21 protein-coding genes are annotated in these 22050 nt (G+C 67.4%); 12 read left to right on the forward strand and 9 right to left on the reverse strand.

The annotated features are described in order from the left end of the window. Positions 1–126: 126 nt before the first annotated feature. Positions 127–4245, reverse strand: a complete 4119-nt coding sequence (locus AB0M15_RS17245; protein WP_363819247.1) for a S8 family serine peptidase — start codon at positions 4243–4245, stop codon at positions 127–129. 117 nt (positions 4246–4362) lie between these two features. Here AB0M15_RS17245 and AB0M15_RS17250 point away from each other — a divergent pair, with 117 nt between their 5' ends. Further along, the gene (locus AB0M15_RS17250; RefSeq protein ID WP_363819250.1) at positions 4363–4899 is read left to right on the forward strand and encodes a hypothetical protein; all 537 of its coding nucleotides are present in this window, start codon (positions 4363–4365) and stop codon (positions 4897–4899) included. Here the strand turns inward: AB0M15_RS17250 and hypE are convergent. From hypE to AB0M15_RS17275, 5 genes are all read right to left on the reverse strand, one after another. Further along, positions 4882–5964, reverse strand: coding sequence for a hydrogenase expression/formation protein HypE (gene hypE, locus AB0M15_RS17255; protein ID WP_363819252.1), 1083 nt, complete (start codon positions 5962–5964; stop codon positions 4882–4884). The two genes, AB0M15_RS17250 and hypE, sit on opposite strands and share 18 nt — an antisense overlap. After that, positions 5957–7081, reverse strand: a complete 1125-nt coding sequence (gene hypD, locus AB0M15_RS17260) for a hydrogenase formation protein HypD (protein WP_363819255.1) — start codon at positions 7079–7081, stop codon at positions 5957–5959. Before hypD ends, hypE begins: the two co-directional genes overlap by 8 nt. Next, the gene (locus AB0M15_RS17265) at positions 7078–7389 is read right to left on the reverse strand and encodes a HypC/HybG/HupF family hydrogenase formation chaperone (RefSeq protein ID WP_164602167.1); all 312 of its coding nucleotides are present in this window, start codon (positions 7387–7389) and stop codon (positions 7078–7080) included. Before AB0M15_RS17265 ends, hypD begins: the two co-directional genes overlap by 4 nt. Further along, on the reverse strand, positions 7380–9734 hold the full coding sequence (gene hypF, locus AB0M15_RS17270; protein WP_363819258.1) for a carbamoyltransferase HypF: 2355 nt from the start codon (positions 9732–9734) through the stop codon (positions 7380–7382). Before hypF ends, AB0M15_RS17265 begins: the two co-directional genes overlap by 10 nt. Positions 9735–9877: 143 nt before the next feature. Beyond that, positions 9878–10381, reverse strand: coding sequence for a helix-turn-helix transcriptional regulator (locus AB0M15_RS17275; protein WP_363819260.1), 504 nt, complete (start codon positions 10379–10381; stop codon positions 9878–9880). 189 nt (positions 10382–10570) lie between these two features. Between AB0M15_RS17275 and AB0M15_RS17280 the strand changes: the two genes are divergently transcribed. From AB0M15_RS17280 to AB0M15_RS17325, 10 genes are all read left to right on the forward strand, one after another. Next, positions 10571–11644 (forward strand): hypothetical protein, encoded by a 1074-nt coding sequence (locus tag AB0M15_RS17280; protein ID WP_363819263.1) that lies wholly within the window; start codon positions 10571–10573, stop codon positions 11642–11644. Continuing rightward, a complete protein-coding gene (locus AB0M15_RS17285; RefSeq protein ID WP_363819265.1) occupies positions 11641–13452 on the forward strand; it encodes a nickel-dependent hydrogenase large subunit in 1812 nt (603 codons plus the stop codon). The genes AB0M15_RS17280 and AB0M15_RS17285 overlap by 4 nt, the downstream gene beginning before the upstream one ends. A gap of 1 nt (position 13453) precedes the next feature. Then, on the forward strand, positions 13454–14302 hold the full coding sequence (locus AB0M15_RS17290) for a NifU family protein (protein ID WP_363819268.1): 849 nt from the start codon (positions 13454–13456) through the stop codon (positions 14300–14302). Beyond that, positions 14299–15000, forward strand: a complete 702-nt coding sequence (locus AB0M15_RS17295) for a DUF5947 family protein (protein WP_363819271.1) — start codon at positions 14299–14301, stop codon at positions 14998–15000. The genes AB0M15_RS17290 and AB0M15_RS17295 overlap by 4 nt, the downstream gene beginning before the upstream one ends. Next, a complete protein-coding gene (locus AB0M15_RS17300) occupies positions 14993–15625 on the forward strand; it encodes a DUF6084 family protein (RefSeq protein ID WP_363819274.1) in 633 nt (210 codons plus the stop codon). The genes AB0M15_RS17295 and AB0M15_RS17300 overlap by 8 nt, the downstream gene beginning before the upstream one ends. Next, positions 15622–16899, forward strand: a complete 1278-nt coding sequence (locus AB0M15_RS17305; protein WP_363819276.1) for a hypothetical protein — start codon at positions 15622–15624, stop codon at positions 16897–16899. The genes AB0M15_RS17300 and AB0M15_RS17305 overlap by 4 nt, the downstream gene beginning before the upstream one ends. Beyond that, a complete protein-coding gene (locus AB0M15_RS17310) occupies positions 16896–17372 on the forward strand; it encodes a hydrogenase maturation protease (RefSeq protein WP_363819279.1) in 477 nt (158 codons plus the stop codon). The genes AB0M15_RS17305 and AB0M15_RS17310 overlap by 4 nt, the downstream gene beginning before the upstream one ends. Before the next feature lie 7 nt (positions 17373–17379). Continuing rightward, positions 17380–17595: a HypC/HybG/HupF family hydrogenase formation chaperone gene (locus tag AB0M15_RS17315; protein ID WP_363819281.1), complete on the forward strand. Its 216-nt coding sequence runs from the start codon at positions 17380–17382 to the stop codon at positions 17593–17595. Then, positions 17595–18278 carry a DUF6390 family protein gene (locus tag AB0M15_RS17320; protein WP_363819284.1) on the forward strand — a complete coding sequence of 228 codons (684 nt, stop codon included), beginning with the start codon at positions 17595–17597 and terminating at the stop codon, positions 18276–18278. The genes AB0M15_RS17315 and AB0M15_RS17320 overlap by 1 nt, the downstream gene beginning before the upstream one ends. A 136-nt stretch (positions 18279–18414) precedes the next feature. Beyond that, the gene (locus AB0M15_RS17325; RefSeq protein ID WP_363819287.1) at positions 18415–19194 is read left to right on the forward strand and encodes an SDR family oxidoreductase; all 780 of its coding nucleotides are present in this window, start codon (positions 18415–18417) and stop codon (positions 19192–19194) included. 112 nt (positions 19195–19306) lie between these two features. Here the strand turns inward: AB0M15_RS17325 and AB0M15_RS17330 are convergent, their stop codons facing one another. The 3 genes from AB0M15_RS17330 to AB0M15_RS17340 form a co-directional block, all read right to left on the reverse strand. Beyond that, the gene (locus AB0M15_RS17330) at positions 19307–19678 is read right to left on the reverse strand and encodes a helix-turn-helix transcriptional regulator (RefSeq protein WP_363819290.1); all 372 of its coding nucleotides are present in this window, start codon (positions 19676–19678) and stop codon (positions 19307–19309) included. Between the two features lie 70 nt (positions 19679–19748). Next, positions 19749–20009 carry a muconolactone Delta-isomerase family protein gene (locus AB0M15_RS17335; RefSeq protein ID WP_328334473.1) on the reverse strand — a complete coding sequence of 87 codons (261 nt, stop codon included), beginning with the start codon at positions 20007–20009 and terminating at the stop codon, positions 19749–19751. Continuing rightward, positions 20006–21385, reverse strand: coding sequence for an NAD(P)H-quinone dehydrogenase (locus AB0M15_RS17340; RefSeq protein ID WP_363819293.1), 1380 nt, complete (start codon positions 21383–21385; stop codon positions 20006–20008). The genes AB0M15_RS17335 and AB0M15_RS17340 overlap by 4 nt, the downstream gene beginning before the upstream one ends. A gap of 31 nt (positions 21386–21416) precedes the next feature. Between AB0M15_RS17340 and AB0M15_RS17345 the strand changes: the two genes are divergently transcribed. Then, positions 21417–21878 (forward strand): gamma-glutamylcyclotransferase, encoded by a 462-nt coding sequence (locus AB0M15_RS17345; RefSeq protein WP_328334469.1) that lies wholly within the window; start codon positions 21417–21419, stop codon positions 21876–21878. Positions 21879–22050: the final 172 nt, after the last annotated feature.

Genomic DNA, 22050 nt, shown 5'->3' on the forward strand with positions numbered 1-22050 from the left:
ATCTGCAACAAGCTGCAAATCCCAGAAGTGCTGTAACGCTTGGCTTTTCCGAGTGTTTCCCACAGACAGACGGCAACCCACCCCAAGAGACCCTGGGGTGGGTTGTCGTTCAGTACTGGTTTGTTGTCAGTTCCGGTTGATGGTGATGGGGACGGACAGGGCGGACGGGGCCGAGGTCGGGCCGAGGAGTAGCTCGCCGTGGTAGGACTGGCCGGCTGTCATTGCCTTGTTGTAGGCGACGTGGAGGGTTACCGGGGTGCCGGCCGGTAGCGGGCCGGTGGGGATGCCTGTGACTGTGAGGTCGTTGCCCTGGACTGCGTTGACGTTCAGGGTGAAGGCGGGGGTGCCGGCTACTGCGAAGCCGTGGACCCAGATCTGGTAGTTGCCGTCGGGTGGGCTGACCAGGTCGACGGACTCGTTGGCGGTGCCGGAGGTCGAGGAGGCCACGATCTCCGACGGGGAGAAGACGCCGTCGTTGTTGGCGTCGCGGACCACGAACAGGTCGAGGTCGTTGGAGTCCAGGGCGGTGCTGACGCTCAGCCGGGAGGCGTGGTTCAGCGTGATGTTCTTCTTCACGCTCGCCGTCGACGGATCGTTCGGGTCGTCCTGGTGGGCCGTCTCGGTGGTGGTGCTCGGCTGACTCAGGCCGAAGGCGGTGGCCTTCAGTCCGTCCAGCGCGACGCTCGACTCAAAGGAAACGTCGAAGCTGCCCGAGTCGGTGGCCGAAGGCAACACAACCGCGGACGGCGATACCGAAGCAGATCCCAGCTGCACCTTGAAGGGCGTGTTGAACGCGTCGCCCTGCCAGCCGACCTGGTGCACCGCCACCGCCTGCAGGCCTTCCTGCGCCGGTGCCGTGACGAAGTCAGCCGGACCACCGGTCGCTGTGTCGAACCGCCAGACACCCGCCCGGATATTGGTGTTCGGACTCTTCCCGACCGTGTCGATCGTGTACGGCGCACCGAACACCGAGTCCGGGAACAGCTGGAAGTGGTTCTCCGACCGCCCCATGATCAACGTGTCGAGATCGGTGTACGGACCGGTACCTTCCCAGGTCGTGTTGGTGAGCAGCTTGGTTCCCTCGGCCGGCGTCTTCGGTACGTCGTAGTAGAAGAAGCGCCAGTCGCCGGACTCAGCCCGCCAGCCCCAGTCGTTGGCGCCGAAGACCGAACCGTTGTTGTACGTGTAGTTCTTCTGCGCCTCGGCGACATCCGAACCACCGAACGTCGTCGTCCCGACGATCTTCCCGGTCGCGTCCTGCGTCGCCTTGGCGGCGACCGCGACCGACACCGGCACGACCATCGAGTCCGAGCCACGGGTCAGCACGACCGCACCGGAGTACATCCCGTACGGCGTTCCGGTCGGCACCTTGATCGACGCGGTGACCGAGCCGTCCTTCGACCGGCCCGACGTGGTGATCCAGTTCCAGTCGGAGTTCTTGTACCAGTCGATCGAGATCTTGAAGTTCGTCACCGGGATGGCGGCGTTCTTGGTCGAGTGCTGCAGACCGAGGAACAGCCCGTTCGCCATCCGCGAGTACGGATCCCGTACCCACGACTGCAACGCGTTCGCGCCGGCCCGGTGGTACATGAACCGGCCGTACTCACCCTGCTCGATCTCCGACTTGGCGAAGTCCAGGTCGAGGAAGCCGTCGATGTTGGAGCTGGTCGTCTTGTCCGTGTGGTTGACGACCCCGTTGCCGTCGGCATCCTTCCAGAGCTTGCCGTCGCCGTTCACGTCGGTCCAGTTGTAGGTGAGCAACCGCCACGCCTGGTCCTCGGTGTAGTCCTTGTTGGCGTCGAACTGCTCGCGCGGGTACTCCAGCTTGACCACCATCAGATCGGCGTCCTTGTGCTGTTTCACCTTGTTGGTCAGGTCGACCAGATAGTCCGGCGCGTTGAAGTTGCCGGTGCTCTCCTGCTTCAGATCCTTGCTGCTCAACGAGAAGGTGTCGTTGGCGGTCCGGACCAGCTGCCGGTCACTGACGTCCCAGACACCGGGACCGTTGACCGTGAACTTCTGCGTGTCGGTCCCACCGGGCGCGATCACGTTCGCGAAGACCGGGTACTCCGTACCGCGGTAGTCGCCGACCCGCCACTGCGTCGGGCTGACCGAGGCGCGCGTACCGACCGCACTGCGGACCGCCTTGCCCACGTCGATCGAGCCGGAGCCCTGGATGTTCGAGTCGTACCCGAGGTCCTGGGCGGAACTCTTCAGCAGGTTCTTCGCCGTCGAGTAGAACCCGGCCGGTACTGCGCCCGCGTGCTGCGCCTTGTAGGCCTGGTAGACCAGTGCGGTGGCACCGGCGGCAACTGGTGTCGACCGGCTCGTACCACCCCAGGTGGTCCAGGCGTTCCGGCCGTCGAGCACGGTGTTCAGCGTGGCGTCACCGGGCGCATAGGCGCCGTCGGCAACCACATCGACACCGTTGGTCGCGTTGGCGCCGAAGCCACGGTTCGACCAGACCATCACGTCGTTGTCGTTGATCTGCTTGGTCCGGATGATCGAGTCCCAGCCGGAGCCGCCGAACTGCGTCGACGCACCGACCTCGATACCGGCCGTCGGAGCCGCCGATCCCGTCGTACCGAAGCCAGGAGCACCATTACCCGTCGAGAACAGCGGCGTCGTACGACCGCCGTTGTGGATCACGTCGGCCTCCTGCGAAGCCGCGTCCCAGCCGTCGTTGTCGATCTGCGACTGCCCGTAGGAGTTCGAGGTGACGTCGACGCCCTGACGAGAGGTCAGGAAGTAGCCGAACTGGGTGGAGAAGGCGAAGCCGAGGTAGATGTCACCGAACGGTGCGAGCTTCGCGTTCGGGGCACCACCCAGGACCGCGCCCGCGTACTTGCCGCCGGCGATGTCCTTGAACGCCGGAGCCTTGCCGTTGGCAACCGCCTGGCCGACGATGTTCGACGCGGTCAGCGTGCCGTGGCCCTCGATCGACGGGTCGAAGTCACCCGTCCAGGCGACCACCTCACCGGGGCCGAACGGCGTGCCCTCGCCGCCGAACGCGTCCAGACCGCCCGGAAGCGGGGTCGCGCCGTCGGAGATGTAGTACAGCAGTCCACCGGACAGGTCGGTGTAGCCGTCACCGTTCATGTCCCGGTACGACGCCGGGCTGGCCTTGCTGACCGGCTTCTCGTCCGCGAACGAGTGGTCGTCGTCCAGGTCGGCGTAGATGGTGTCGTACACACCGGCCGTGTGCGGGTCGGTGAGCAGGAACGCCGGGCGCTCGCCGTACAGCTCGAGCAGGTGGTCGTCCGGGTGGCTGCCGAGGCGGACCTTGCCGGACTTGCTCCAGGCGGCCGGGAAGTCGTAGCTGTGCTCGACCGTGCCGGCGGGTGCCGAGAAGTTGCGCGACGGGCCGGTCTTGGTGGCGAAGTTCACCGAGCAGTTGCCGGCGGCCGGCGTACAGGTTGCCGCGTCGGTCTTCACGTACCAGGACAGGCCCTGGTCGATCTGGTCCGGGGCGAACAGCCACTGCTGCGTGCCGTACGGGTCGAAGGCTTTGGGCCAGCCGTTCCAGCCGGCCTTGGCGCCGGTCTGGCCGGACCAGGTCTGCCAGGTGTTGAGCAGGTCCGGGTGGCCGAAGTCGGTACCGCCGTCGAGGACGCCGACGGTGATGCCGGTGCCGGTGAAGCCGTCCTTCCACGCGCCGGTGAAGTTGTGCGACTTGGCGTCGAGCAGGTTCTGGTTGCGCAGCTTCTCGAAGTTCGAGGGCTTCGGCGGCGGCGCTTCGGAGTACGGGACCTCCGTGGCCTGGATCTTGGTGATCGCGGCCTGCTGCTCAGCCTTGGTGGGTGCCTGGTGCAACTGCGGGTCGGGGTCGCCGAGCGGCTGCCCGGTCTTGCCGAACTCGACCGGCTGCACGGAGACGACACCGGGCGCGGACGCCAGCTTGGCGAGCGCCTGGACGCCGATCGAGCCGGCGATGATGCCGGTCCCGCCGGACTGCGCGACCCGCGCGTTGTCGAGCAGTGCGCGGGCCTTGGTGGAGTCACCCTTGACGGTCGCGAAGACCGCGACCTGCTGGGTCTCCCCCTTCTTGACCCGCTTCTCCAGCTTCGGATCGAGCTTCGCGACCGCGCCGTCGGTCGCCGTCTCCACCTGGGTGGTGGGCGGCGCACCGGGCGGTCCCGGGGGCGCCGCGCCGGTCGCAGCCTGAACCGGCGCCGACATCAGCGGCGCGGCGATCAGGGTGGTCAAGGCAACAAGCGCGGAGCCATGCAAAAGCCGACGTCTCATCAAGTCCCCTCCAGCACGGGCGGCCCCCCGACCACCGCAAGTCAACTCGTCGGACTGTACGACCGTCACCTGCCGTCACGGAAGCAGTTCGCGAGGCCAGTTCCCGCCACCCGGTACTTGGTTGCCGCCAGCAACGGATACGGTCCGTACACGCCGCTCCACCGCCTGCACCCCGGCCCCCGATTTTCCGCATCACCCCGCCGCCGCACCCCCTCCACCTCCGACTACGCGGAGTATCCGACGCCACCCCTTGCGAAAACGCATGTTTACCCCTGTCCTGTCGCGACAGGTTTCCCGAGCACCACCCGCCGCGCGCTCCGGGCCTGGTCCTACGCGGACGAGAACGGCACCGAGCGGGCGGCGGAGTCGGTCGGGTTGCCGCAGAACCGGCAAGCCTTTCAGACGGCGTATGCCGAGGCGCAGATGATCGTCACCGCGCCCGTTCTGGTGCTGGCCCAGCAGATCGCGCGGGGGTTGGCCGATGCGTACGCCATCCTCAAGCACCGCGAGGACGGTACGCATGATCCGATCACGGACACGCCTGAGCGGGCACGCTCCGTCCTCCAGGAGGTTTGGGGGCCGCTGGAGTCGGTCCGCGTCCGCATGCGGGCCGACCTCGGTCTCCACACGCAGGGGTCAGCAGATGCGGGGTAGTTGTTCTCCGATCGGGGTGTCGACGACTCGGGTGGCGCCGAAGGTGGTGTGGGTGGTGACCATGCCGGGGTGGTTGGCGACGCAGGTGCCGATGACAGTGGCGTCGGCGCCGAGGGGATGGGCTCGCATCGCCGTCAGTACGGCGTCGGCGTCCGTAGGGTCGACGATGGCTAGGAGCTTGCCCTCGTTGGCTACGTAGAGGGGGTCGAGACCGAGGAACGAGCAGGCGTTGGCGACGGTTTCGGGGATCGGGAGATCGGACTCGGTGAGTTCGATGCCGACGTCCGCGGCCTTGGCGATTTCGTTGAGTGAGGTGGCGACTCCGCCGCGGGTTGGATCTCGTAGTACGTGGACGTCCAGTACTGCGTCCAGCATCGCGTCGACCAGCCCGTTGAGGGGAGCGCAGTCGCTGACCACCTCGGTGCCGAACGAGATCCCCTCACGCACGCTCATGATCGCGATGCCGTGCACCCCGATCGCGCCGCTGACGATCACCACGTCGCCGACGGCCGCGCGCTGCGGGCGGATGTCGACGCCCTCGCGGACCAGCCCGATACCGGCCGTGTTGATGTAGACGCCGTCGCCGTGACCGGAGTCGACGACCTTGGTGTCACCGGTCGCGATAGTGACACCGGCCCGCTCAGCGGCTGCGCCCAGATCCTTCGCGATCCGGCCGACCGTTTCGAGCGGAACCCCTTCTTCCAAGATGAACCCACAGGACAGGTACGCCGGTTGCGCACCGGACATCGCCAGGTCGTTGACCGTGCCGTTGACCGCCAGGTCTCCGATACTGCCGCCCGGGAAGAACAGCGGCTGGACGACGAACGAGTCGGTAGAGAACGCGAGCCGTGCACCGCCCAGCGTGACCACGGCCGAATCCGTCAACCCCGCCAGCAATGGATTCGAGAAGGCCGGGACGAAGAGGTGCTCGATCAACTCGCCCGACATCTGGCCGCCACCACCGTGGCCCATCACGATCGTCTGGTGATCCCGCAACGGCAACGGGCAGGTCCACCCGTCGAAGTTCGGGACCGTGGGATCCGGGAGCATCACCTGCTCAGCCAACGGAACTCACCGCCCCAGCAGCAGCCGGAGTGTCCAGACGGCGGTACAGGTAGTACGCGGCGCAGGCGCCTTCGCTCGACACCATCGTCGCGCCGAGCGGGTTGCGGGGAGTGCAGAGCGTGCCGAACGCCGAGCACTCGTGCGGCTTGATGTGCCCCTGGAGGACCTCGCCGCTGCGGCAGACCTTGGATTCCTCGGTGGCGATGTCGCGGACCGAGAAGCGGTACTCGGCGTCGTACTCGCGATATCGCGGCGACAGCCGCCAGCCGCTCTGCGGGATGACGCCGATCCCTCGCCACGCGCGGTCGGTGGTTTCGAAGACGTCGGCGAGCATCGCCTGGGCGGCGGTGTTGCCTTCGTCCCGAACGGCTCGCTTGTAGGCGTTCTCGACGACGTGCTCGCCGCGCTCCAACTGGGTGACGGTGCGCAGGATGCCGGCCAGGATGTCGAGCGGCTCGAAGCCGGTGACGACGATCGGGACCTTGTACTTCGCTGCGAGCTCCGGGTACTCCGAGACGCCCATCACGCTGCACACGTGGCCGGCCGCGAGGAACGCCTGGACCCGGCAGTTGGGCGACTCCATGATCGCCGCGATCGCCGGTGGGACCTTGACGTGGGAGACGAGCAGGCTGAAGTTGGCGATGTTCTGGCGCTTGGCCTGGTACACCGTCATCGCGTTCGGCGGCGCGGTCGTCTCGAAGCCGATGCCGAAGAAGACGACCTGGCGATCGGGGTTGTCCTTGGCGATCTTGAGCGCGTCCAGCGGCGAGTAGACGACCCGGACGTCGCCGCCCTCGCTCTTGATCTTGAACAGGTCGCGCCCACTGCCCGGCACCCGCAGCATGTCGCCGAACGAGCAGAAGATGACGCCCGGCTGGGAGGCGATCTCGAGTGCCTTGTCGATGATCTCCAGCGGCGTCACGCAGACCGGGCAGCCCGGGCCGTGGATCATCTCGACGCCGTCGGGCAGCAGCTGGTCGATGCCGTGCCGGACGATCGTGTGGGTCTGACCGCCGCAGACCTCCATCATCGCCCACGGCTGGGTGACGGTCGCGTGGATCTGGTCCACCAGTTTGCGGGCGAGTTCGGGATCGCTGAACTCGGCGAGATACTTCATGACATCGTCTCCTCTGTTCCCGGCGGGCGACGCTCCCCGGCCTGCTGGGCCGCGATCCCCCAGTGATCACCGAACTCCTCTTCCAGCGCGCCGAGCGACCGGTACAGCTCGAGCGACTGCTGGGCCGACTCCTCGTCCAGGCGCTGCAGGGCGAACCCGACGTGCACGATGGTGTACTCCCCCACCTGCAGGTCCGGCAGATACGCCAGGCAGACGTCCTTGATCACACCTCCGAAGTCGACCTTGCCCATCCGGGTGTCGTCCTCGTCCCGAATCTCCACCACTCGCCCCGGCACCGCTAGACACATATCCCCTGCTCCTTCCACTCAGTCATCCGAGCCGCCACCGCCAACTGCCCCAACGCGATCCCCGCATCCGTCGCCGGCACCCGCCGATGCCGCAACACCTCGAACCCGGCCGCCGCCAGCCCCCGACAACTTGCCTCCAGCAACAACCCGTTGACGAACACCCCACCCGACAAGGCCACCGTGTTGAGCCCCCGCTCATCCCTCACCCGCACCGCGGTCCGCACAATCAGTTCCGCCACCCCGAGGTGGAACCGCAGACTGATCACCCCGCCGTCCACCCCATCCAGCACATCCCGCACCACGGCCTGCAACAGCACCCCAGGCTGCTCGAACTCGAACCGGTATCCCCGCCCACCCGTCTCGCCAAGCCCGACGTCCGACCCAGCGAACGCGGTGTGCGGCGGGGCCGCGGCTGCCTTGGCAGCTGCTCCCTCGAGTTCCATGGCTGCCTGGGCTTCGTAGGTGGAGCGGTGGCAGGTGCCTGTCAGGGATGACACTGCGTCGAAGAGGCGGCCCATGCTGGAGGTGGGGGCGCAGGCGAGGTTTCGGGTCAGTTGGGTTCGGAGCATGGTCAGTTCTTCGGGCGAGCAGGTTTGGACTGAGGGGAGCCGGGGGTTCCACGGGATGTCTGCCGCATAAAGGTGGGACAGGGCCACGCGGCAGGGGTTGGCGACGCCGGCGTCGCCGCCGGGGAGTGGGACGTAGGCGAGGTGGGTGTAGCGCTCGAAGCCGTTGTAGTCGGCGAGCAGGACCTCACCACCCCAGACCGCGCCGTCGTCGCCGTAGCCAGTGCCGTCGAAGGCGAAGCCGATTGCGGGGGGACCGGTGTAGGAGTGCTCGGCCAGTACGGAAGCCAGGTGAGCGTGGTGGTGTTGTACGCCGACGACAGGGCGACCGGCAGCATGCAACTGGGCCCACTGGCGGGAGCGGTACGCCGGGTGCTTGTCGACGACCAGCACCTCGGGCCGGACGCCGGTCAACTGCTCCAGGTGCTCTTCAGCCTTGGCGAAGGCGTCGAGGGTGACCAGGTCGTCCATGTCACCTACGTGGGCGGACAGCCAGGCGTAACGGCCGTCGCCCAGGCAGAAGGTGTTCTTGAGGTCGCCACCGACCGCCAGAGCAGGACGCACCGGGGTCGCCAGGTTGATCGGGTACGGCGCATAGCCGCGTGATCTCCGGATCGGCAGCTCGGCATCGTCGACCACCCGCACCACCGAGTCGTCGCAGGGAACGTGGATCGCCCGATCGTGGGCCAGCCAGGCATCGGCCAGCGGCGCGAGTCGTACCAGCGCCTCCGCGTCGTCCACGACGATCGGTTCACCCGACACGTTCCCGCTGGTCATCACCAACACCGACGGTCCCGGCTGGTCGAACAGCAAGCGGTGCAACGGCGTGTACGGCAACATCACCCCGAGGTCCGGGTTGCCCGGAGCAACCATCGAGCAAACAGCAGAGCACGCGGTACGCCGAAGCAGCACGATCGGCCGTTGATGCCCCAGCAACAGCTCTTCCTCGGCAGCCGAGACCCGAGCGATACAACGTGCCGTAGCGAGATCAGCCGCCATCACCGCGAACGGCTTGTCGCCACGATCCTTCCGCTTCCGCAACGTCGCGACCGCATCCTGATCCGACGCATCGCAGACCAGGTGATATCCCCCAAGCCCTTTGACGGCAAGGATCGCGCCCGCCACCAGCAGCTGATGAGCAGCAGCCAGCGCATCCTCGTCGTACGCCGAATCCGCCCCCGGCTGCGTGAAGGTCAACCGCGGCCCACACGACGGACAAGCGATCGGCTGCGCGTGAAAGCGCCGATCCCCCGGATCGGAGTACTCCGCCAAGCAGTCATCACACAACGGAAAGCCCGCCATCGTGGTGGCCGGCCGGTCGTACGGAAGCCCGGTGATGATGGTGAACCGCGGCCCGCAGTTCGTACAGGTGATGAACGGATGCCGGTACCGCCGGTCCGCCGGATCCCCGAACTCAGTCAGACAATCGTTGCACACGGCAACATCCGGCGACACCAGCGTGCGCCCCGCGCCGGCTGTGGAGTCGCGGATGACGAAGGCGGTGCCACCCCGTGCCGGCAGCTCCTCACGCTCCACGGACTCCACCACCGCCAGCGGCGGAGCATCCGTCCGGACCCGTACGCCGAACGCCGCGACCGCATCAGCCGCCCCCTCGACCTCCGCGATCACTCCCGAGGCGTCGTTGCAGACCTGACCCGACAACCCCAGCTGCCGGGCGAGGGCATAGACGAACGGCCGGAAACCGACGCCCTGGACCACCCCGGACACCGTGACCCGGGCACGCACGCGGGAAACCGAGACGGCCGTGGCACCCACCACCAGTGGATTGTTTTGTCAGGTAAGCCGACGTACGGGCCGATCGCAGATGGCGAATTCGGTCATGAACGGACTCTTCGCACAGTAGCCCTGGACGCGCCACTCCACCAGAGTCCGGAAATACCGGACCGCAAATCACCGGGAATTCATTCGGCCGGTGGTGATCCGAAGATCGCGTGGACCCGGCGGAGGTCGCGCAACCGCGGCTCGGTGGCGCCGCTCAGCCACCGGCTGACGGTCCGCACCGAGACGCCGATCCGCTGTGCCGCCGCTTGCTGCGACAACCCCTGGCGACGTAGTACCGCCGTCAACCAATCGGCGAACGGCTCCTCGCCGACGCTCGGCGACGTGCTGAGCCGCCGGCTTGCGGCGCCGTGCAGCACCTCGACCTCCACCCCGTCGGGGAAGAGCCGCACGGTTACGTCGAAGACGCCCTCAGCCGGCCCTGCGGCGGCCAGCAGCGACGCGGTGATCGCCTGGTACAGCGCCTGGTTCTCCGCCGGCTCGAGCTCGACCGGTTCGAGTGCCTCCCGGACGAACCGTTCGGCGTCCGGAAGCGAGCCGGGCCGGGCCGGGAAGGTATGGGTGACGACGACCACCGGCGAGACGAACAAGCCGGAGTCATCGTCCGGCAGGGGAATGTCGGACATCTCGGCACGGGCTCTCGAAGAATTACGTTGATTCTCAACCATACCGCCGTACAGATGGTCGTGAAATCGGGGAATCCCGGATTTCCGGAAAGCCCCATTAATACCCGACACAAGTGTCTGTTCGGGTGCGGAATCCGGACGTACCGTCCGAAGGAGAACCCAGCCTTCCGAAGGAGGCGGCGCGGACCCATGTCTACGACCCTGGAACCCGAGCAGGCGGAAGAGACGGCCGACGAGGGTGTCGTTCACATCCTCTGGATGAACGGCGGGCTGAGTTGCGACGGCGACTCCGTCGCGCTGACCGCGGCGACCCAGCCGAGTATCGAGGAGATCGTCCTGGGCGCGTTGCCGGGACTGCCGAAGATCGCGGTGCACTGGCCGCTGATCGACTTCGAGTGCGGCCCGGAGACCGGCGCCGACAACTTCATCGAGTGGTGGCACAAGGCCGACCGCGGTGAGCTGGAGCCCTTCGTGCTGGTGGTGGAGGGCTCGATCCCGAACGAGGCGATCAAGTCCGAGGGCTACTGGGCCGGGTTCGGCAACAACCCGGCGACCGGCCAGCCGATGAAGACGTCCGAGTGGCTCGACCGGCTGGCGCCCAAGGCAACGGCTGTCGTTGCCGTTGGCACCTGTGCGGCGTACGGCGGAATCCATGCCATGGCTGGGAATCCGACCGGGGCGATGGGCGTGCCCGACTATCTCGGCTGGAGCTGGAAGTCCAAGGCCGGGCTGCCGATCGTCTGCGTGCCGGGCTGCCCGATCCACCCGGACAACCTGTCCGAGACGCTCGTCTATCTGCTCTACCAGGTGGCCGGCCAGGCCCCGATGATCCCGCTCGACGCCGAACTGCGACCGCAATGGCTGTTCGGCGCGACCGTGCACGAGGGCTGCGACCGCGCCGGATACTACGAACAGGGCCAGTTCGCCAAGGAGTACGGCTCCCCCAAGTGCCTGGTGAAACTCGGCTGCTGGGGCCCGGTGGTCAACTGCAACGTGCCCAAGCGCGGCTGGATCAACGGCGTCGGCGGCTGCCCGAACGTCGGTGGGATCTGCATCGCCTGCACGATGCCGGGCTTCCCGGACAAGTTCATGCCGTTCATGGACGAACCGTTCGGCAGCAACATCTCCGTCGCCGCGAGCACGGTCTACGGCACCGTCATCCGGCGGCTGCGCAAGATCACCCAGAACAAGGGCAACAAGGAACCCAAGTGGCGGCACAAGGGCTCCAGCCTGGACACCGGCTACGAGAAGGTCAGGCCATGACCACCACCGACCCGAAGATCGATCAGCACCTCGAGCCCGATGCGGGCAAGGACTCCGACGTCGTCGAGATGGCCTGGGATCCGATCACCCGGATCGTCGGCAGCCTCGGTATCTACGCCAAGGTCAACTTCAAGAACAAGACGGTCGAGGAGTGCCACTCCACCTCGTCGATCTTCCGCGGCTACAGCATCTTCATGAAGGGCAAGGACCCGCGCGACGCGCACTTCATCACCAGCCGGATCTGCGGCATCTGCGGCGACAACCACGCCACCTGCTCGGTCTACGCGCAGAACATGGCGTACGGCGTGGCGCCGCCGCATCTGGGCGAGTGGATCGTCAACCTCGGCGAAGCCGCGGAGTACATGTTCGACCACAACATCTTCCAGGAGAACCTGGTCGGGGTGGACTACTGCGAGCGGATGGTCAAGGAGACCAACCCGGGCGTGCTGGAGCTGGCGAACCGCACCGCGGCGCCACACGCCGGCGACCACGGGTACAAGACCATCGGCGACATCATGCGCTCGCTGAACCCGCTCGAGGGCGACTTCTACCGTGAGGCACTGCACGTCAGCCGGTACACCCGCGAGATGTTCTGCCTGATGGAAGGCCGGCACGTCCACCCGTCGACGCTCTATCCCGGTGGCGTCGGCACGGTCGCGACGATCCAGCTCTTCACCGACTACCTGACCCGGCTGATGCGCTACATCGAGTTCATGAAGAAGGTCGTGCCGTTGCACGACGACCTGTTCGACTTCTTCTACGAGGCGCTGCCCGGCTACGAGCACGTCGGCGAGCGGCGGATCCTGCTCGGCTGCTGGGGCAGTCTGCAGGACCCGGCGATCTGCGACTTCAACTACAAGACCATGGATGCCTGGGGCAAACGGATGTTCGTCACCCCGGGTGTGGTGGTGGACGGCAAGCTGGTCACCAACAACCTGGTCGACATCAACCTCGGCCTGCGGATCCTGCTCGGCAGCTCGTTCTACGACGACTGGGCCGGCGGCGGCCACGAGAAGTTCGTCGACAAGGACCCGCTGGGCAACCCGATCGACGTCCGGCACCCGTGGAACCAGCACACCATCCCGAAGCCGCAGAAGCGCGACTTCGCCAACGCTTACAGCTGGACGATGTCCCCCCGCTGGTTCGACGGTACGGACCACCTCGCGCTCGACACCGGCGGCGGCCCGATCGCCCGGCTCTGGTCGACCGCGCTGTCCGGCCTGGTCAACACCGACTACGTCCAGGCGACCGGCCACAGTGTGAAGATCCAGCTCCCACGGACGGCACTGAAGCCGGCCACGGAGTACGAGTGGAAGATCCCGCAGTGGAGCAACGCGCTCGAGCGCAACCGCGCGCGGACCTACTTCCAGGCGTACGCCGCGGCGCTGGCGCTGCACTTCTGCGAGAAGGCGATGGCCGAGGTCAGGGCCGGCCGGACCGCGACGTGGACGCCGTTCAAGGTGCCGGACAACGCGATCTCCTGCGGCTTCACCGAAGCCGTCCGGGGCGTGCTCTCGCACCACATGGTGATCCGCGACGGCAAGATCGCGAACTACCACCCGTACCCGCCGACGCCGTGGAACGGGAGCGTCCGCGACACCTACGGCACCCCCGGCCCGTACGAGGACGCGGTGCAGAACACGCCGATCTTCGAGGAGAATCCGCCGGACCGGTTCAAGGGCATCGACATCATGCGCGCGGTCCGCAGCTTCGACCCGTGCCTGCCCTGCGGGGTCCACATGTTCGTCGGCAACGGGAAAGAGAAGACGCACCTGCACTCGCCCACCCTCGCGGTGAAGCCGTACTGAGATGGACCGACGGGACGTCGTCGCGCTGAGCGAACGGATCGACGTGCTGCTGGACGAGGTCCAGCGGCGGGCCGAGCCGGAAGTGACGGACAAGGTCGAAGAGCTGGTCCGCGCCGTGCTGTCTCTGCACGGCGCGGGTCTGGAACAACTGCTCGCCCGCCTCGACGAGCAGCAGGTCCGGGGTGTCCTCGAGGACGACCTCGTCGCCGGGATGCTGCTGTTGCACGACCTGCATCCCGATGACGTGGCGACCCGGATCCAGGCGGCGCTGGACAGCGTCCGCCCGTACCTCGGCTCGCATGCCGGCGGTATCGACTACGTCGGCATCGACGACGACGGCATCGTCCACCTCCGCCTCCAAGGCAGCTGCGAAGGCTGTCCGGGATCGACGGCGACAGTGCGGCTGACGGTGGAGAACGCCGTCCTCGACGCTGCGCCCGAGGCGGTCGCCGTCGATGTCGAGGGCATGGTCGCGGCCAAGAAGCAGAACCTGCTGACGATCGAGCCGTTCCGCCCTCGGGAGGCCAGCGAGGGATGGCACAAGCTCGATCTCGTCACGGCTCCCGGACAGATGCAGAAGCTGGTCGTTGCCGAGCTCGAGATGCTGGTGGCGAACCTGGCGGGCACGTTCTTCGCTTATCGGAACAGTTGCCCGACGTGCTCATCAGCGCTGCAACACGGCGTACTGACGGGCGACCAGCTCACCTGCCCGCGCTGCACGGCCGTGTACGACGTACGGCTGGCCGGGCGAGCGCTCGCACCCGTCGGGGCGCCGGCCCTGGAGGCCTTGCCGCTGCTACCGGACGACACGGGCTGGAAGGTCGCCGTCCCTGGAAGGCAACCCGCGTGAGGTCGTCGACTCTCCGGGCGCTCGCCCGCGACAAGCCGCTCCCGGGCCGGGGCTCTGGACCCGGCTCCGGTCCGGGGCCTGTTGTCGACCCTGTTGCGGTGCTACGCGGCTTCACGGGTGGTGTGCGGCAGCAGTTGGCGCCGGGCGAGCAGTGCGAGATGTGCGCCGTACCGATCGGACCGCAGCACCCGCACATCGCGGACGTACCGGATCATCGGCTGCTCTGCACCTGCCGGCCGTGCTACCTGCTGTTCAACGTCGAGGCCGCGTCGCGTGGGCACTATCGTGCGGTACCAGAGGAATACAGGTTCAATCGGGACTTCTCGATGTCAGCCACGCAGTGGGAGTCGCTGGGGATTCCGGTCGATCTGGCGTTCCTCTTTCATCAGACCGATCAGGACAAGAACGTCGCGTTCTATCCGAGCCCGGGTGGCGCCACCGAGTCGCTGCTCGATCTGGCGCAGTGGGACGAAGTCGTGGCTGCGGATCCGTTGCTGGGCAAGCTGATTCCGGACGTCGAGGCGGTACTTCTCCGGCGCCTCGACGACGGTTTCGAGTGCTATCTGGTGCCGATCGACTCGTGCTACGAACTGGTCGGCATCGTGCGGCAGTACTGGGAGGGTTTCGCCGGCGGCGAGGAGGTCTGGGGACGGATCGACGCGTTCTTCGCCGAGGTCTTGGAGCGGTGCCGTGGTTGACCTGGAGTTCGTCTGCACCGGAGCCGATGCCGACCGGTACGCCGCTACGCCGACCGTCTTGCTGCATCTGCAAGTCACCGAGACGACCGGTACGCCGGTGCATGCGCTCGCCCTCCGCTGCCAGATCAGGATCGAGCCGATCCGGCGGCGCTACTCCGATGAGGAGGGCGAAGCACTGGCCGATCTGTTCGGGGATCGGGCACGGTGGGGCGAGACGTTGAAGCCGTTGCAGCTGGCCTTCGTCTCGCAGATGGTTCCTGGGTTCAGCGGGGCGACCTCGGTGGATCTCGCATTGCCTTGTAGCTATGACTTCGACGTTGCCGCTCACAAGTATCTGTATGCGGTGCGTGAAGGTGGCGTGCCGTTGTTGCTGTTGTTCAACGGGACGATCTTCACCGGACGGCCGGGCACGTTGTCGGTGACGCCGGTTGCTTGGCAGAAAGAGACGTCGTTCTCGCTGCCGGTGCCGGCCTGGCGAGAGGCGATGGATCAGCATTTTGCCGGCGCGGCGTGGTTGAAGTTGCGGCGGGAGACGTTCGACAAGCTTTATGACTATCGGGCGCGGGAGGCCTTGCCTGGTTGGGACGACGCTATCGAGCGGCTGCTGAAGGAGAAGCTGGAATGACGTCGTTTGAAAGCATTCAGGCGGTGGCGGATGCGTTGCTGTTCGAGGGGTACGTGCTTTATCCGTATCGGGCGTCGAACAGCAAGAACCAGGTGCGGTGGCAGTTCGGCGTACTGATGCCGCCAGGGTACTCCGATCCGTCGGAACGGTCGTGGTCGCAGACGGAGTGCTTGCTTGACGGCGGGTCGGCGCAGTTGACCGTGCGGATCCGGTTCCTGCAGGCGCAACGGCGTACGGTGCTGAATGCCGACGGGGTCGAGGTCGAGTCGCTGCAGACCGTGGATGCGTCCTACGTGCCCTGGGATGAAGCGGTCGAGCAGCATGTCGATGTCGACTTCACGCTCGCCGAGCTGCCTTGCCAGCGCGCCTTCGTAGTTGCTGGAGGCATCGAGTCGGAGACGGTCGAAGGCGGGTCGCTGCGACGGAACAGGCAGGAGTTGTCGGGGCTGTTGAGCGTCAGCGCTGAGACGCTGCCGGGGCCCTATGGGGTTGTTCGATTGCGGCTGCATCTGCAGAACACCAGTGACTGCTCGACGACCGAGCGGTCCGTTGCCTTGCGGCAGGCGCTCATTGCGCATCACCTGCTGATCAAGGCTGATGGGGCTCGGTTCATCTCGTTGCTCGAACCGCCGGAGTGGGCGGTCGGATATGTCGCGACGTGTGACAACGTCGGGATCTTTCCGGTGCTTGCGGGTGAGCTGTTGTTGTGTTCGCCGATCATTCTCTACGACCACCCGGAGATCGCGGCGGAGTCGCAGGGTGATCTTTTCGACGCCACCGAGATCGACGAGATTCTGAGTCTGCGGACGATGACGTTGACGGAGGCGGAGAAGCGCGAGGTCCGGGGGACGGATCCGCGGGCGGCGGCGATGCTCGACCGGGTCGACTCGATGCCGCAGGAGATTCTGGATCGGCTGCATGGGACTGTCCGGTACCTGCGGAAGGTGACTGCACCGGAGCCGACTGAGCTGCCTTGGTGGGATCCGGGGAACGACGCGAGTGTGGATCCCGAGCATGACACGGTGATGGTCCGGGGTGTTGCTGTGGGCAACGGAGTTCGGGTTCGGTTGCGGCCCGGAGTACGGCGGGCTGATGCGCAGGACATGTTCCTCGCCGATCGGCTCGGCACCGTGGTCGCGGTGTTGTCCGACGTGGACGGGGTGACGCATGTCGCCGTCGCGCTGGACGGCGAGGAGGGCGAGGTGCAGCGGTCGCACGGGCGGTACCTGTACTTCAGTCCGGAGGAGATCGAGCCGTTGGTGGGTGTCGAATGATTCTCGTGGCCGGGTTGGGCAACATGTTCTGCAGCGACGACGCGTTCGGGGTGTCGGTGATCGCGGAGTTGGCCAAGCAGGAGTGGCCGGATCATGTGGAGGTACAGGACTTCGGGATTCGTGGGATTCACCTGGCGTACCAGCTGCTTGAGCCGTACGAGCTCGTCGTACTGGTCGATGTCGTGCAGCGGGGCGGGGCGCCGGGGAGTGTTTACGTGGTGGAGGCCGAGCCCGATCCGGAGCCTGGGCCGGAGGTCAGCATGGATGCGCATGATCTCGGGCCGGACGCTGTGCTCTCGCTTGTGCCGCGACTTGGTGGGACCTTGGGGAAGGTGGTGGTGGTCGGTTGTGAGCCGGCCGACCTCGGCACGGGGATCGGGCTCACGCCGGCCGTGCAGGACGCAGTACAGACTGCGGCGCGGCTGGTACGGGATCTGGTCGTTGGCGAGCGGGTCAGCGAAGGGAGCGGGTAGAGCGGCTATGTGCCTCGGCATTCCGGGCAGGATCGTCAGTGCGACGCCCGGCCTCGACCTCGGACAGGTGGAGGTCGCGGGAGTCGTGCGCGAGATCAACCTGGCGCTGCTGGACGGGCCGTTCGTGCCGGGCGAGTACATCTTGATCCACAGCGGGTTCGCACTGGAGCGGATGTCGCCGGAGCGCGCGGCCGATGCGCTCGCGTTCTTCGGCGGCGAGTGATGGTCTCGGGGCCGATCCTGTTCGTCCGGTACGCGCTGGCGCCCAACCTGCTCGGGTACTGCGGCCCCGCCGACTGCAACACCTTGCTCGCGTACGGATCCAGCGGCGAGGTGGATGACGGGCTGCGTGAGCGCGCCCGGCAATTCGAGGGCGCCTGGCCGTACCTGGAGATGATCGCCGCCACGGCCGGACTGCGAGACCCACTCGACCACCGGGTCGTCGAGGCGTACTGGCTGGGCAATGCCCTGCTCGATGATGTCGGCCCGCGGTTGAAGGCGCAGGGCATGCCCCACCACAGCTACCAGGTCTTCTGCTGCTACCCCTGGGCCGACCTGCTCGGCGACGAGCGCACCGGCGTACAGGCCCTGCACGTACTCGACCAGTGCCGCATCCGCTGGGGTCGGGTCATCTCCGACCTCGGTACCCACGTCCTGGTCGAGTCCCGGCCTCTCGTCTGGGACGGCCACGCCCTGGGTCTCGGCAACCTCCGCAAGGAGACAGTCATCCGCGGCACCGACGGCCTGGACCTCCTCGGCCCGCTCTCCCCCGGCGACTGGGTCTCCCTGCACTGGCAGTGGGTCTGCGATCGCATCGACCTCCGCCGAGTCACCGCGCTCCGGCACTACTCCGCCTACCACCTGAGCCTCACCAACGACCGACTTGTCCCGCTCGACAGGAGGTAGTCAGCCTCCCAGCCGACCCCCACGCTCGCAGAGCCGACGCCTGGCCGCCTCACGCGCACTACCTCCTGTCGACCGGGACAGTTCGCACTAGGGTGAGTTGTCCGGGCTTGCCGGATCCTCAGGACTGGAGTCTGCGATGGAACTGAACCTGTCCGGCAAGACCGCACTGGTGACCGGGGCGAGCAAGGGGATCGGGCTGGCGATCACCAAGGAGTTGCTGGCCGAAGGGGTGAAGGTGGTCGCGGGGGCGCGGTCGGTTGGCGGTGAGTTGGCGGCGCTGGGGGTCGAGACCATTGCGGTCGACCTCGGCACGCCGGAAGGGCCCGCCGCCTTTGTGGCGGAGGCGTTGGGGCGGACGGGTGGGTTCGACATCCTGGTGAACAACGTCGGGGCGGTGAGTCCGCGGCCGGGTGGGTTCGTCTCGGTCACCGATGAGGACTGGCTGGCCACCTGGACGCTCGACTTTCTGTCGGCCGTACGGACCACGCGTGCCGCCTTGCCGCAGTTGCTCGAGCGGGCCGGGGCGATCGTGACCGTCTGCTCGGTCAATGCGAGCTATCCCGATCCGCTGGTGATCGACTACAGCGCTGCGAAGGCCGCGCAGGCCAACTTCTTCAAGGCGTTGTCGAAGGAGGTCGGACCGCAGGGCGTCCGGATCAACACGGTCAGCCCGGGACCGGTCGCAACAGACCTCTGGCTGGGCAAGGGCGGCGTCGCCGAGACGGTCGCCGGATCGGGCGCGGCCGGCGGCGACCCCGCTGCGGTTGCGGCGCAGGCAGCGGCGGGCTCAGTGACCGGGCGCTTCACCACTCCCGAGGAGGTGGCGGCGCTCGTCGTCTTCCTCGCCAGCAGCCGGGCAGGGAACCTCACCGGTGCCGACATCATCATCGACGGCGGCTTGACGCCGACCATCTGAGCGGCGGGCGGCCGGCGCCAGCTGCATTCGGCGTCGGCGGCAGGCGGCGGCTGGTGGCGTCGGCGGCTGGTGGGCGGCGGCGGCAGGTGGCAGCGGGCGGGCGGCGTACCGGTTAGCTGCGGTGGGCGGTGGTGCGGGTGGGGACGTCGGGGCCGAGGATCCAGTTGCCGGTCACTGGGGTGGCGGGGCTGGGGCGGAGTAGCGGGGTGGGCTGGTCGGGGGACCATTGGGTGGGGTCTTCGGTGAGGCCCAGTAGGTAGGTGACCGTGCAGTCGAGGGCGGCGGCGAGCTCCGGGAGGCGGACTACGTCGACGCCGGCTCCGTGCTCGAAGCTGCTCAGGGTCTTGTTGGTCGTACGGATTCCGCGCCGGGCCAGCCGGGTGACGACCTGCTTCTGGGTGAGCCCGAGTTCGACGCGGCGGGCTCGCAGCCGGTGCGTGAGGATCAAGTGGCGATCTACGGTCAGATCCTGCTCGATGAACATGTGGGGACCTCCCCTCCCCGCCACGATCCTCCCGGTCCGGTAGTCCGTCAATCACGGACCGGGGTGGAAATCAGGTCATCTCGGCGAGCGCGTGCACGGTGTACCGGGCGAAGTTGAACACCGGCGCCCGGCCGAGCAGCCGCTCGAACTCCTCGTGCGACTCGACCTCGTAGATCCACGCCCCACCGTGCGAGCCGACCACGTGGTAGCGCGCCAGCACCTTGCCCTCGCGCTGCAGGCGTTCGCCGTACTCCGGCATGGCGCCGACCGCCCTCGCCATCTCGGGCGAGAGCAGGCTCAACTCCATCTGCCAGAGCACCAGGAACTTCATGACCTCAAGTGCAACCTACGCGCGGCTTCCGCGATAGAGCCGGAGACCGACGGGTAGACGGTGAACGACTGGGCCATCTGGTCGACCGTCAGGCGCGCGCCGACCGCCAGCGAGATCGGGTGGATCAGCTCGCTCGCCCGCGGCGCCACGACCACGCCGCCGACGATGATGCCGGTGTTCGGCAGGCAGAACAGCTTCACGAAACCGTCCCGGACGCCCTGCATCTTGGCCCGCGCGTTGTCCGCGAGCGGGACCTTCACGACCATCGCAGTACTGCCGCCCGCGTCGAGTACCGCCTGGGTCAGCCCGACGGTGGCGATCTCGGGGGCCGTGAAGACGTTCGAGGACACCGTCGACAGGTCCAGCGGGGCGACCGCGTCGCCGAGCGCGTGGGACATCGCGATCCGGCCCTGCATGGCCGCGACGGAGGCCAGCATCAGTACGCCGGTACAGTCGCCGGCCGCGTACACGCCGCGGGCCGTAGTACGGGAGACCCGGTCGACGGTGACGAACCCGCCGTCGCCCAGCGACACGCCCGACTCGACGAGGCCCATGTCCTCCGTGTTCGGCAGCGATCCGACCGCGAGCAGCGCGTGTGAGCCCTCGACGGTGCGGCCGTCGGTCAGCGTGACGATGACGCCGTCGCCCTGCCGCTTGACCGACTCGGCCCGGGACTTGCCCAGGACGGTCATACCGCGGCGCTTGAAGACGTCCTCCAGTACCTCGGCGGCGTCCTTGTCCTCGCCGGGCAGGACCCGGTCGCGGGACGAGACCAGCACCACGTCGCTGCCGAGCGCGTCGTACGCGCTGGCGAACTCGGCACCGGTGACACCGGAACCGACCACGATCAGCCGCTCGGGCAGCTCGTCGAGCTCGTAGACCTGCTCCCAGGTCAGGATCCGCTCACCGTCGGGCTCGGAGCCCTTCAGCACACGCGGCCTTGCCCCGGTGGCGATCAGCACCACGTCGGCGTCCAGCCGCTCGTCGCCGACCACCACGGTCTCCGGGCCGTCGAGCCTGCCGCGGCCGTTGATCACCCGGACCTTGTCGTCGGCCAGCCGCCGGCTGATCCCCTCCGACTGGGCCGCCGCCAGCGCCTTGACCCGTTTGTTGACGACGGAGAGATCGACACGCACGGAGTTCGCCGGATCGTCGTCGCCGTCCTCGAGCCGGACGCCGAGTTGCCCGGCCTCCTCGACCTCCGTCATCACCTCCGCGGTGGCGATCAGCGTCTTGCTCGGGACACAGTCCGTGAGCACGCACGAACCACCGATCCCGTCGGAGTCGACGACCGTCACCTCCGCCCCTAGTTGGGCGGCCGCACTCGCCGCTTCGTACCCGCCTGGACCGCCACCGATGATCACAACTCGCGCCACGAGAGGCCATTGTTCCGTATCCTGTGACGTCGTGACCCTGTACGCCGCGTTTGCGTCGAATCTGGACCCGAACTTGATGGCCGAGCGGTGCCCGTACTCCCCCCTGCGCGGGACCGGGTGGATCGTCGGCTGGCGCCTGACCTTCGGGGGTGAGGAACTCGGCTGGGAAGGCTCGATGGCGACCGTCGTCGAGGACCCCAGCGACCCGACGAACCAGGTCTTCGTCGCCCTGTACGACGTCAGCCCGAAGGACGTCGAGCGGCTGGACGAGTGGGAGTTCATCGACCAGGGCGTCTACCGCAAGATCCAGGTCCGCGTACAGACCCTGGACGGCGAGCAACTGGCCTGGATGTACGTCCTCAACGCCTACGAAGGCGGCCTCCCCTCCGCCCGCTACCTAGGCATCCTCGCCGAGGCCGCTGAGGCGGCAGGCGCCCCCGACGACTACGTGGCGGACCTCCGAGCCCGCCCCTGCCAGTCCTCCGGCCACTAAAACCCCACGCGGCCTCCACCTCCGCTCCTTCGTCGCTCCAGTTCCACCCGCTCCCACCCACCCCATTGCGCGGCCTCCGTCGCCGCTTGCCTGAAAGCGATGCGCGCCGGCCGCCACGCTCAGGCGAACTGGCCCACCGCCGCGCCGAGGCGAACCGACGCCCCGCTCGCTG

Source organism: Kribbella sp. NPDC051718 (genome assembly GCF_040681515.1).
Classification (GTDB): Bacteria; Actinomycetota; Actinomycetes; order Propionibacteriales; family Kribbellaceae; genus Kribbella.